This is a genomic window from uncultured Algibacter sp., from assembly GCF_905480415.1.
Classification (GTDB): Bacteria; Bacteroidota; Bacteroidia; order Flavobacteriales; family Flavobacteriaceae; genus Algibacter_B.
The window spans coordinates 1-13,264 of record NZ_CAJQQI010000133.1 but is presented as its reverse complement, the minus strand read 5'-3'; the positions used below and the strand labels follow the sequence as shown (position 1 = coordinate 13,264).

At 35.5% G+C, this 13,264-nt stretch carries 7 protein-coding genes and 1 pseudogene; 5 read left to right on the top strand and 3 right to left on the bottom strand.

The window, feature by feature from the left end:
• Positions 1–1,218 (bottom strand): beta-N-acetylhexosaminidase (locus tag QZ260_RS09090; protein ID WP_295985289.1); only part of this gene is annotated, 1,218 nt, incomplete at its 3' end.
• A gap of 60 nt (positions 1,219–1,278) precedes the next feature.
• Between QZ260_RS09090 and QZ260_RS09085 the strand changes: the two genes are divergently transcribed.
• The 3 genes from QZ260_RS09085 to QZ260_RS09075 are packed head-to-tail and all read left to right on the top strand — an operon-like array spanning position 1,279 to position 6,550.
• Positions 1,279–4,212: a GH92 family glycosyl hydrolase gene (locus QZ260_RS09085; RefSeq protein ID WP_295985288.1), complete on the top strand. Its 2,934-nt coding sequence runs from the start codon at positions 1,279–1,281 to the stop codon at positions 4,210–4,212.
• Positions 4,213–4,229: 17 nt separating this feature from the next.
• Complete coding sequence (gene fucP / locus QZ260_RS09080) at positions 4,230–5,549, top strand: L-fucose:H+ symporter permease (RefSeq protein WP_295985286.1); 1,320 nt, start codon at positions 4,230–4,232, stop codon at positions 5,547–5,549.
• Entirely contained in the window at positions 5,546–6,550 is a 1,005-nt protein-coding gene (locus QZ260_RS09075; RefSeq protein WP_295985284.1) for a N(4)-(beta-N-acetylglucosaminyl)-L-asparaginase, read from the top strand. The genes fucP and QZ260_RS09075 overlap by 4 nt, the downstream gene beginning before the upstream one ends.
• A 128-nt stretch (positions 6,551–6,678) precedes the next feature.
• Here the strand turns inward: QZ260_RS09075 and cphA are convergent, their stop codons facing one another.
• Complete coding sequence (gene cphA / locus QZ260_RS09070; RefSeq protein WP_295985283.1) at positions 6,679–9,321, bottom strand: cyanophycin synthetase; 2,643 nt, start codon at positions 9,319–9,321, stop codon at positions 6,679–6,681.
• Positions 9,322–9,428: 107 nt separating this feature from the next.
• Here cphA and QZ260_RS09065 point away from each other — a divergent pair, with 107 nt between their 5' ends.
• Positions 9,429–10,292 carry a cyanophycinase gene (locus tag QZ260_RS09065; protein WP_295985282.1) on the top strand — a complete coding sequence of 288 codons (864 nt, stop codon included), beginning with the start codon at positions 9,429–9,431 and terminating at the stop codon, positions 10,290–10,292.
• Between the two features lie 252 nt (positions 10,293–10,544).
• Here the strand turns inward: QZ260_RS09065 and QZ260_RS09060 are convergent, their stop codons facing one another.
• Positions 10,545–11,474, bottom strand: coding sequence for an isoaspartyl peptidase/L-asparaginase (locus QZ260_RS09060; RefSeq protein WP_295985280.1), 930 nt, complete (start codon positions 11,472–11,474; stop codon positions 10,545–10,547).
• 90 nt (positions 11,475–11,564) lie between these two features.
• Between QZ260_RS09060 and QZ260_RS09055 the strand changes: the two are divergent.
• Positions 11,565–13,004 (top strand): annotated as a pseudogene (locus tag QZ260_RS09055) (5'-3' exonuclease H3TH domain-containing protein); the annotation flags it as partial.
• Positions 13,005–13,264 lie beyond the last annotated feature (260 nt).

Sequence of the window (13,264 nt, the reverse complement as noted above, 5' to 3'; positions counted from 1 at the left end):
ACCGCTTTCACCTCGCCATGACATCACTGTTGCATTTGGAGCTAACCCACCATCTAAAATTTCATCCCAACCAATTATTTTTTTTCCTTTTGCATTAATATATTTCTCAATTCTAGTTATAAAATAACTTTGTAGTTCATGCTCATCTTTTAATTTTTCATTCTTTATCAAGTTTTGACAATCATTACATTTTTTCCATCTATTTTTTGGGGCTTCATCTCCACCAATATGAATATATTTTCCAGGAAATAGATCCATTACTTCATCTATAACATCTTCTAAAAACGTAAATGTACTCTCTCTTGTACAATAGATGTCCTCAAATACACCCCATGTTGATGCTACTCCAATTTGTTTTTGCTCACAACTTAAAAATGGATATGAGGCTATAGCGGCTTGAGCATGACCAGGCATTTCTATCTCTGGAATTATTAATACTTCTCTTGATTTGGCAAAAGCGACAATGTCTTTGACTTCTTCTTGTGAATAATAACCACCGTATTTTTTTTTATCATACCTAATGGGTTTATCTGTGTAATGCCCAACAAGTGTTGAATCCCTATATGAGCCTATGGTATTTAATTTTGGGTATTTTTTTATTTCAATTCTCCATCCCTGATCTTCGGTTAAGTGCCAATGAAATGTATTAAATTTTAGCATAGCTAAAGCATCTATATATTTTTTAATAAAATCTACCGAGTACATGTGACGACCAACATCGAGATGCATTCCACGATACTTGAATTGTGGTGCATCAGAAATTGAAACGCAAGGTATCTCGACCTGTTTTAATTTATAAGAACCATTTTCAAATTCAGGCGGTAATAATTGTCGTAATGTTTGTACGGCGTAAAAAGCACCCTGATCTGTTTTTGCTCGAATCTCTATTTTATCAGGTTTAACATCTAAGACATAACCTTCGGCATTATTAATTTGAGAATCATATATAAATTCAATATCATTCGATCTTCCAAGTTCAATTGAACTACCATCTTTAATATAGGTTTTTATAAAATCTGAAGAAACTTTAAATTCTTTTGGATAACTAATTCCAATAGTATTATTCAAAATAAATTTACCATTATTGACAATTTGACTTTGAGTAATTGGTATGATTTCTGGAGTTTTTAACTTACTTTGTGCATTATTACATGACGTATATATGCTAAGTAGCGTTGTCCATATAACAATCTGCGTTGTTAATCTAAAAATCCTCATTAAAATAAAATCAATATCATTATATTGCTAATTTAGAGAAATAAATAACTTATACAATTTATGAGGTTTTTTCTTTTATCTATTTCATTTTTAGTACTTTTTAGTACGATTGCCTGTACAAAAAAAGGTAATGCAATTCCAGCTCAAAAAGATGCCAATTTAATTTCTTATGTAAATCCATTTATTGGAACTGGCGGACATGGACATACCTATCCAGGTGCAACCCTGCCTTTTGGTATGATGCAATTATCACCAGATACGCGATTAGATGGTTGGGATGGCTGTTCTGGATATCATTATACTGATAGTTATATTTATGGGTTTTCTCATACACATCTCAGTGGAACGGGCATTAGTGATTATGGCGATGTGCTTTTAATGCCTACCAACGAACATAATTTTAATAATGGTGCAGATGGAAAAAAAGGCTATCGTGCGCACTTTTCTCATGATAATGAAATTGCAGAACCAGGTTATTATAAGGTGCATTTAGATTCGACTAATATCGATGTAGAATTAACGGTTTCTAATCGTAGCGGACTTCATAAATACCAGTTCCCTACACCTGAAAATCAATTTGTAATTTTAGATTTGGTGCATCGTGATAAGGTTTTAGATGCAAAAATTGACAAGATTTCGGATACTGAAATTGTTGGGTATCGTCATTCAGAAGCTTGGGCAAAAGACCAACGTTTGTTCTTCGCTATTAAAACATCTCATCCTTTTAATGATATGTTACAATCGCCTCCAAAAACTGGAATACCAGGCGCAAGGCGATCTTCTTTAAAATTTATTAATCCTAATAACGAGCCTATACTAATTAAAGTCGGAATTTCTGCAGTTGATATTGATGGCGCACGCAAAAACCTTGAAGGAGAAATCAATAATAAAGATTTTAAAACTGTAAAAAAAGAAGCCCAAAAATATTGGGAATCACAACTTGAAAAAATTGTTATTGAAAGTGATGACCTAGATAAAAAAACTAATTTTTATTCGGCATTATATCATACCATGTTAGCGCCTCAACGCTATCAAGATATTGATGGTCGCTATAGAGGTATGGACTTAGAAATTCATAATGCTGATTTTGACTATTACTCTGTTTTTTCACTTTGGGATACTTATAGAGCTGCACATCCACTGTATACCATAATCGAACAAGAACGAACCAATGATTTTATCAATACATTTCTCGCGAAGTATGATGAAGGCGGCATTATGCCAATGTGGGATTTAGCTGGTAATTATACAGATTGTATGATTGGTTATCACTCAGTGCCAGTTGTAGCTGATGCTTATTTAAAAGGAATTAGAGGTTATGATACTGAAAAAGCTTTTGAAGCGATGAAACATTCGGCTACAAGAGACAAATTTGGACTAGAAGCTTATAAAAAATATGGTTTTATTCCTGTAGATGAAGAAAGCGAATCAGTTTCTAAAACTTTAGAATATGCCTACGATGATTGGACCATTGCGCAGATGGCAAAAGAAATGGGTAAAACAGATGATTACCAAACTTACATTAAACGTGCACAGAACTATAAAAATGTCTTTGATCCAGAAACTCAATTTATGCGTGGACGTTTTAGAAATACATGGTTTGCGCCTTTTGATCCCTATGAGGTGAATTTTAATTACACCGAAGCCAATTCTTGGCAATACAGCTTTTATGTACCTCAAGACGTTTCAGGATTTATAGAGTTACTTGGAGGAAAAGATAAATTAGAAGCTCAGCTCGACGAATTATTTAATGCAAAAACACAAACTTCTGGTCGTGACCAATCTGATATCACTGGTTTAATTGGGCAATATGCTCATGGTAATGAACCAAGTCACCATATGGCTTATCTTTATAATTTTGTAAATAAACCTCACAAAACGCAAGAGAAAGTGCATCAAATTTTAACAGAACTCTACAACAACGATCCTGACGGTGTATCTGGAAATGAAGATTGCGGACAAATGAGTGCTTGGTATGTATTGAGTTCAATGGGATTCTACTCGGTAACACCAGGAAGTAATACATACATCATAGGCACACCTCTTTTTGATAAAGCTTCAATTAATCTTGAAAACGGAAAGCAATTCAATATTACCGCAAATAACCTTAGTGATTCTAATATTTATATTGAAAATGTAAAATTGAATGGAAAGAATTTAGATGTCACATACCTTAAGCATGAAGATATAATTTCTGGTGGTACATTAGAATTTACGATGACAGATGATCCTGCTACCTGGGGAAGTAAAGTTGGTAATGAACCTATAACAGAAATTACCGAACACATTATCTTAGCTTCACCGTATATCGAAAAAGGTGATATTACATTTAGAGGTTCAACCGAAATTGTTCTAAACACCTCTGAGGGTAATGCAACAATTTACTTCGCTTTAAATAATGATAATTTTAAGGTTTACGAAAAACCATTTACAATAAATGATGACACACAAGTAAAGTTATATTCAAAAAAAGAAAATTTAAAAAGCCCTGTATTAACTACACCTTTCTTTAGGATTGATCCAAACCTTAGTATTACTCTTGAAAGCGAGTTCGCTAATCAATATTCTGCTGGCGGCAATGACGCACTAATAGATGGTATTAGAAGTACTAAAAATTATAGAACTGGTAGCTGGCAAGGTTATAATGACACTGATGTTATTGCCATAGTCGATTTAGGCTCTCAAAAAACCATTTCTTCAGTAAAGGTTAACTTTTTACAAGATCAAGGTGCTTGGATTTTTTACCCAACAGAAGTACAATGTTTTGTTTCAAAAGATAATAAGAACTTTAAAGCTTTACCTGCGCAAAAGATTGATGCTTCAAAAAGAAATAGTGATCTAGAAATTAAAACAATTGAGTTTGAAATTGCTAAGAACAACTATAAATATGTAAAGATTATAGCTAAGAAACTTGGAAAAGTTCCTGAATGGCATAAAGGTTATCCTTATGATGGTAGAGGATGGGTTTTTGTAGATGAAATTTCAATTAAATAAAACTAACCAATACTAATATGAATCAACAAAAATCGTATCGTTCTTCCTTTATTTTACTGACAATTTTATTTTTCCTTTGGGGATTTATTACCGTTTTAGTAGACTCTTTAGTTCCTAGATTACGAGAGTTATTTACACTTACTTATGCGCAAGCCATCTTAGTACAATTTGCTTTTTTTGGAGCTTATTTTATCTTATCTATTCCTGCGAGTTATATTTTATCAAAAATTGGCTATAAAAAAGGTATCATACTTGGTTTACTAACTATGGCTTTTGGTTGTTTACTTTTTTATCCAGCTGCTTCATATCGTGTTTTTGGATTGTTTCTAGTAGCTTATTTTATTTTAGCTGGAGGTATAACCATTTTACAAGTAGCAGCAAATCCTTATGTTGCTGTTTTAGGAAGTGAAGATGGCGCTTCTAGTCGTTTAAATTTATCTCAAGCATTTAACTCACTAGGAACAGCCATTGCTCCAGCAGTTGGAGCTCTATTTATTTTAAGTGACGCTATTAAAACGAAAGGCGAAATAGCTTCTCTTTCAGAAACTGCTAAAGAAACGTATTTGGCCTCGGAAGCTTCAGCGGTTCAAAAACCATTTTTAGGACTCGCAGTTTTTATTATTGCTATTGCAGTAATTTTCTTGTTTGCAAAGCTCCCAAAATTGATAAGCGAAGAAGCAACAGGAACATACTCTGATGCATTCAAACAAAGAAACTTAATGCTAGGTGTGCTTGGTATTTTCTTTTACGTTGGGGCCGAAGTATCTATTGGAAGCTTTCTAGTAAACTATTTTCAAGAGATGAATATGGTACCATTGATACAAGAAAGCAACACCTTAATGAGCATAGCAGACACTGTAGCAAACTTATTTTTTAAATCTTTAGATGGTGCAGATGATAAAGCCTTGCTTGGTATTTTTGTTATTTTCTATTGGTCTGGTGCTATGATTGGTCGTTTTATAGGTTCGTATCTCACGAAAATAATGAACCCAGGAAAAGTATTAAGCATCTTTGCTTCTATCGCCATTTTATTAATCCTAATTTCAATAAGTACAACAGGATTAATATCTATGTGGAGTATTCTTGCTGTTGGTTTATTTAATTCAATTATGTTCCCAACCATATTTACTTTAGCTATTGATGGTATTGGCGAATTAAAACCCAAAGGTTCTGGACTTTTATGTATGGCTATAGTTGGTGGTGCCATTATTCCGCTTATTTGCGGAAATTTAATCGATTCAATAGGCTTTAAATTAGCATTTCTATTCGTTACTATATGCTATGGCTATATATTCTATTACGGATTTAAGAATTCTAGGAAACAATCAATATCATGAAACGCAGAAATTTCATCAAAAACGCATCTTTAACTGGAGCTGGTATCGCAGTGGGAACAGCATTAGTTAGTTGTGCTGAAAACACTTCAAAAGAAAAAAAAGCCATTGCAAATTCAACGATTAAAGCAACATTACCCTTAGTCATTGCAACATGGCATGTAATAAATGCTACGGCTAAAGCTATGGAAATATTACAAGCAGGAGGCAATGCTCTAGATGCTGTTGAACAAGGGTGCATGGTTGAAGAAGCAAACGAAAAAGGACAGTCTGTAGGTAAAGGCGGTTTACCTGATCGTGATGGTAATGTAACTCTCGATGCTTGTATCATGGATGAACATGGTAATTGTGGTTCTGTTGTTTATTTACAAAATATAACACATGCGGTTTCTGTAGCAAGAAAAGTAATGGAAGATACTCCGCACGTAATGCTTGCTGGTGAAGGCGCTAAACAATTTGCAGTTTCTAAAGGTTTTAAACTTGAAGACTTATTAACTGAGGCTTCTACAGAAGCATGGGAGAAATGGAAAGTTGAAGCTAAATATAAACCTATAATAAATATAGAAAATCACGATACCATAGGTATGCTCGCTATTGACAAAAATGGAGATATCTCCGGAGCATGTACTACAAGTGGTTTAGCATATAAAATGGGTGGTCGAGTTGGAGATTCACCAATTATTGGGTCTGGATTGTTTGTTGATAATGAGATTGGTGGTGCTGTTGCTACAGGTTTAGGTGAAGAAGTGGTGAAAACAGTTGGAAGTTTTTTAGTAGTTGAATTAATGCGACAGGGAAAAACACCGCAAGAAGCTTGTGAAGAAGCAATTAGCAGAATTGTTAACAAATCTAACAGTGATTATAAAAACTTTCAAGTAGGCTATATAGCCGTAAACAAACAAGGCGAAACAGGAAGTTACTCGATACATCAATGGTTTAGTATGACTAAATTCCAAGATGGTGTTAATGAACAGATCCAATCTGATTACTTTAATAAAAGTTAGATTGTAACGCTGATAATTATATCCATAGATGAAATGTATCTAAATAAGACTTCAGAACTGCATACCATTTCTAGCACCGAACATTTCGTCGATGATTTTTTTATAAACTTTTTAAACCTCTTTTTATGTTAGTCGGCGAAAGTTAACTCACCCCTAGCTTCTTGTTCTTTTAATTTCTGAACCAAATCTAAAGCGTCTGGAATAACATCACTGCAAAGCACAATAAGAGACCCTTTTACTGCATTTTTAACGGCATGAGTAATGGCTTCTTTCTCAGAAGGGATGATGGTTGTTTTCTTATTTGGATCTTTCATCATAATGCCATCATTCAGCATTTTAATAAGCTCTTGCTCTGTTTTTCCACGCAAACGTTTATCCTGTCGTATAATAATTTCATCAAACATTTCTGCTGCGATGCTACCCATTTCGTTATTATCTTCAACGCGCCTATCACCAATACCGGCAATAATTCCAACCTTAACAGTTGCGTCTAGTTCTTCTACAAATTTTTGAAGCGCTCTCATACCTGCTGGATTGTGTGCGTAATCTAACAGAATAGTAAAGTTATTAAATTCAAATAAATTCAAACGGCCAGGCGTTTGAGCTGCAGAAGGAATAAATGTTTCTAAAGCTGCTTTCATATCTTCAATACTAATACCTTGTACATGAGCCGCTAATACTGCTCCTAGAACGTTTTGAATCATGAATTTGGCCTTTCCACCATAAGTTAATGGGATGTTCTCAGCTTTCATCAATCTCATTTTCCATTCACCTCTGCATATAGTTACATAACCATTTTCATAAACCGCAGTAATACCATTTAAGCGCTGCAATGCTTTTATTCTTGGATTGTTTTCATCCATTGAGAATAAGGCAACATTACATTCTAGATTACGACGCATATCGTAAACTAAGTCGTCATCTGCATTTAAAATAGCATAGCCATCGGGCAACACCGTTTCTGGCACAACAGCTTTTACTTTAGCCAACTGCTCAATAGTATGTATTCCTTTTAATCCTAAATGATCTGCTGCTACGTTAGTTACCACAGCCACATCACATTTTTTAAATCCTAATCCTGCGCGCAATAAACCACCTCTAGCACATTCTAAAACCGCAAAATTCACCGTTGGATCTTTAAGCACAAACTCTGTACTTGCGGGTCCTGTGCAATCACCAGTCATAAGGAGTCTGTTTTGAATGTAAACACCATCACTAGTTGTGTAACCAACACGATACCCTTTCATTTTTGCGATATGTGCAATTAAACGGGTTGTTGTTGTTTTTCCGTTAGTTCCAGATATTGCAATAATAGGAATCCGTCCTGTATCGCCTTTTTGAGGAAATAATTTATCAATTACTGGAGCTGCTACATTACGAGGTAATCCAGTTGTTGGTGCCAAGTGCATTCTAAATCCTGGTCCTGCGTTCACTTCTAGTACGGCGCCTCCAGTTTCAGATATTGGTTTAGAAATATCTGTAGTCATAATATCGATACCGCAAATATCTAAATCAATTATTTTAGAAATACGTTCCGCCATACTCACATTTGCAGGGTGAATAATATCTGTAATATCCTCAGCAGTTCCACCTGTACTTAAGTTTGCTGTGTCTTTTAGGATAAGTTTTTCTCCTTCAGTGATAACAGAATCCAAAGTATAACCAGCATCTTTTATAATGGTTAGTGTTAACTCATTTGTGGTGATTTTTGTTAATACATTTTCATGTCCAAAACCACGACGAGGATCGCTATTCACGAAATCTATAAGTTCTTGAACTGTTGACTTACCGTCGCCTATAACATGGGCTGGAGTTCTAATAGCTCCTGCAACTAACACATTATTAATAACGAGTAACCTATAATCATCTCCAGTAATAAATTTTTCGACAATAATTGCGCCACTTCGTGAACTGTCTTTTGCATGCTGAAAGGCAACTAAGGCATCATCATAATTCATAATATCTACTGTAATACCTCGACCATGATTTCCATCAACGGGTTTAATAACCAAAGGATAGCCAACATAACGACACGCCTCTTTTAAACTACGCTCACGACGGATAATCTCGCCTTTTGGCACTTCAACTTCAGCCTGTTCCAATAAATATTTAGTATCCTCTTTATCACAAGCTATCTCAACACCAATACTACTCGTTTCGCTAGTTACTGTTGCTTGAATACGCTTTTGATTGGCACCGTAGCCCAATTGACATAGCGAATATTTATTTAACCTTATCCAAGGAATACCTCTACTTACGGCCTCTTCCACTATAGAACCTGTACTCGGACCTAAGCGATCTGCTTCACGTAATTCTCGCATTTCTTGAATATCTTCAGTCAAATCATATGTTTCTCCGGCAATTAAAGCCTCACATATTTTCACCGCAGCTTGTGCTGCATAACGCCCTACAGATTCTTCCATATAAGAGAAAACCACATTGTAAACACCTTCTTCTCCATAACCTCTAGTTCTACCAAAACCAGTATCCATACCAGCTAAGGTTTGAATTTCAAGTGCAATATGTTCTATAATATGCCCCATCCAAGTACCTTCATCAACACGCATAAAAAACCCGCCTTCACATCCTTCAGAACAGCGATGTGAATACATGGAAGGAAACATGGTCTTTAAACGCTCTGAAAATCCTTCAATTTTATTTGAAGGTAAAGCTTCCATCTCTTCAAGATCAAGAACCATTACAATTAATTTATGTCTTCTAATCGACCAATAATTTGGTCCTCTCATGGCATTTATCTCGCGTATTTTCATGGAATTTTCTTTTGATTTAATATTTGTGAAAGAATATAAATATAGTATTTTTCAATACAAAAATTAGTTTATTTTTGCCTAATATTTAAACTAGAGCGATAGATTTTATGCAGAAGATTAAAGGAATCCTTATTCCGATAGGAGGAAATGAAGATAAAGGTACTGAAGACAGTGAATTATATACTCTTGAATTTATTGACGACGGTATATTATTTCATGTCGTGAAGGAAGCTGGAGGCATCAATGCAAAAATAGTGGTGATTCCTACTGCATCAAGTATTCCAATAGAAGTTGGTGAAAATTACTTGAGCGCCTTTGCAAAATTAGGTTGTACCAATGTACATGTTTTAGATATTAGAAGCAAAGAAGATTCTGAGAAAAAGAGTTCTATAGATTTAATAAAATCTGCAAATTGCATCATGTTTTCTGGAGGAAATCAATCAAAGATAACACAGCATATTGGCACAACTACCATTCATGATATAATGATTGATCGTTATAAAAACGAAGCAGGATTTGTAATTGCTGGAACAAGTGCTGGCGCTATGGCCATGACCAATGAAATGATTGCTGGCGGTAGCCCAAAAGAGGCTTTTATAAAAGGTGCCGTCGCTATGTATACTGGCTTAGGTTTAATTCCAGAATTAATTATCGACACCCATTTTATTAGACGTGGCCGATTTGGAAGACAAAGTGAGGCTGTCGCTAAATTTCCTAAACTTATCGGTATTGGTCTTGCTGAAGACACCGGAATGATCATAAAAAATGGCAATGATTGCACCGTAATAGGATCAGGAATGGCTATTGTTTTTGATGGGAGTAAACTTACTCATAATAATGAAAAATTATTAGAAGAGGGCACACCAATGACTATTGCCAACATGACGGTTCACGTACTTTCTAATAGCGATCAATACGATATAAAAAACAGAAAGGTCACTGTACTGCCAATTGAAGCTCCTTTTATTTAAAATCCCTTCGTCAGCAGCAATCTTATAAATTTTTGGGCGTTACCTAAAGGTCGGGCTATCCACTATATCTTTCTGCGAAGTAGTCCCAAACTTGCTTCGGGATCTCATTAGTAATACATCTCTAGTTTTAAATAAATAGACTTAATATTGGAAGCTTCACACAAAGGATGTCGTTTCTATCCCTAACGCATAATCTAGAAGCAGTTCATATACATCGTTCAGAATCAAGAGATCCCTTTTTTCAAAGGGATTTTATTTATAAATAGAAATTTCGGCTTCCCCTTTGAACGTTTTACTTGCGCGATACATTCCTTCAGTATTAAAAGGCATGGCAATATTTCCTTCAACATCTACAGCTATTAAGCCGCCATCTCCGTTTATTTCGAGAATGCGTTTATTAATAACTTCGTTTGAAGCCTCTTGAAGAGATAACCCTTTGTGTTCCATTAGGCAAGCTACATCATAAGCGACTACACCACGAATAAAAAATTCCCCGCTTCCCGTGCAACTAATAGCGCATGTTTTATTATTCGCATAATTACCAGCGCCAATCATTGGGCTATCTCCTACACGTCCCCATTTCTTATTGGTCATTCCTCCTGTTGATGTCGCCGCTGCAATATTGCCTTCTTGGTCGCATGCCACTGCACCTACAGTTCCAAATTTTGAATCTTTTTTAGTAGCATGGTCTAACTGAAAACTATCTGTATCCTTTATTTCTAACCATTGCTTATGGCGAAATTCATCATAAAAATATTGGGCATCTTCAATTTTATAATCTAATTGTTTTGCAAATTGCATGGCGCCTTCTCCAGCTAAAAATACGTGCTCGCTTTTTTCCATCACATCTCTAGCTAAACCCACAGGGTTTTTAATTCCTGAAATTAAACTCACAGCACCGGCATTTAAAGTTTTACCATCCATTATAGAAGCGTCCATTTCATGTGTTTCGTTTGCAGTAAACACACTTCCTTTCCCTGCGTTAAAAAGAGGAGAATCTTCCAAGAGCTTTACAGCTTCTTCAACCGCATCAATAGCTGTACCTCCTTTATCCAAAACAGCATAGCCTTTTTCTAAAGCAATTTTTAATGCCTCTTTATATCGAGATTCTAACTCTGGCGTCATCATACCCTTTACCAAAGTTCCTGCGCCACCATGTATGGCAATTGAGAATGTATTCATTTATATAAAATTAACTTCGGAAAATTACAAATTGCATTTCAATGCCACAATTAAGTTTCGTAGTTTTATAGTCTTCAACAAAACAAAAATATGTCCGACAACAAACGTGTCTTTTTAGTTGATGCTTTCGCATTAATTTTTCGTGGCTACTATGCCTTTATAAAAAACCCAAGAATTAATTCAAAAGGCCTTGATACCTCAGCTATTATGGGGTTTATGAATTCGCTTTTAGATGTTATAAAACGTGAACGTCCAGACCATCTAGCCGTTTGTTTTGATAAAGGCGGAAGTGCCGACCGTGTGGAAATGTTTGAGGCATACAAAGCCAACAGAGACGAAACACCCGAGGCTATAAAAATTGCAGTTCCTATTATTCAAGAAATTTTGAAGGCTATGCATATCCCCATAATGGTTAAGGCTGGTTTTGAGGCAGATGATGTGATTGGAACGCTTGCAAAACAAGCCGAAAAAGAAGGTTACCAAACCTTTATGGTAACACCAGATAAAGATTTTGCACAATTGGTTTCTGAAAATATATTTATGTATCGCCCTATGTTTGGCGGTGGTTACGAAACTTGGGGCATTCCTGAAGTTCAGAAAAAGTTTGAAGTTACAGACCCATTACAAGTCATTGATTTTTTAGGGATGATGGGTGATGCTAGTGATAATATCCCCGGGCTACCTGGTGTTGGCGAAAAAACAGCAAAAAAGTTTTTAGCAGCTTATGGCAGTATGGAAAATCTTTTAGCCAATACACACGAGCTAAAAGGCAAAATGAAAGAAAAGATTGAAGCCAATGGCGAATTAGGTCTACTTTCAAAAAAGCTAGCAACTATCATGCTCGATGTTCCTGTGACTTTTAATGCGAAAGATTTTGAATTAGACCACCCGGACATTCCGAAAGTTACCGAAATATTTCAAGAGTTAGAGTTTAGAAGAATGATTGATAATTTCACCAAAACATTTGCTGTTCAAGCTGAAACTAGTCCATCTGAAACTCCTAAAAAAGCAACGGAAACTAAAACAGCACCTAAAGAACAAGCTTCGGCGGGTGCAGGACAATTTTCATTATTTGGAGGAGATCCTTCTAGTGCACCTCAAACAGAAACGGTTTCAGAGTTTACCCGAAAAACTTCTGAAACAACTTCACATTTCTACCAAAGTGTAGCACCTGGAATGGCAACCAAGCTTTTTATTAAAAACTTAATGAATCAAACGGCTGTATGTTTTGATACTGAAACTACAGGTTTAAATCCTTTAACGGCAGAACTCGTAGGTATAGCTTTTTCTTGGGAAATTGGTAAAGGGTTTTACATGCCATTTCCAGAAAATAAAGATGAAGCTCAAGAACTCACTGAGCAATTACGTCCGTTTTTTGAAAGCGAAACCATTGAAAAAATTGGTCAGAATTTAAAATACGACATTAAAGTTTTAGCAAAATATAATGTAGACGTTAAAGGCAAGTTATTTGATACCATGTTAGCGCATTATTTAATTAATCCTGATATGCGCCATAATATGGAGGTTTTGTGGTTAGTATGTCTCCTGAAAATATCGCACAGCAAATATGACGTGAAGGTTTTCTATGGCCGAATCAGATTGTTAATGTATTGTTGGCCTAGCAGGTCTCGCGGGATCAAATCTGAATATATTGATCCCTATTGATCACTATTAACGGGAGGTGGCGGTCATATATTAAACAGTAGCTTAATCGGACACCCCGAAGCTTGGAGTTCCCTATAGCACGCCTTTTGGCGAGAATCTTCTATTGCGCTCGAATTGGAAAGCGC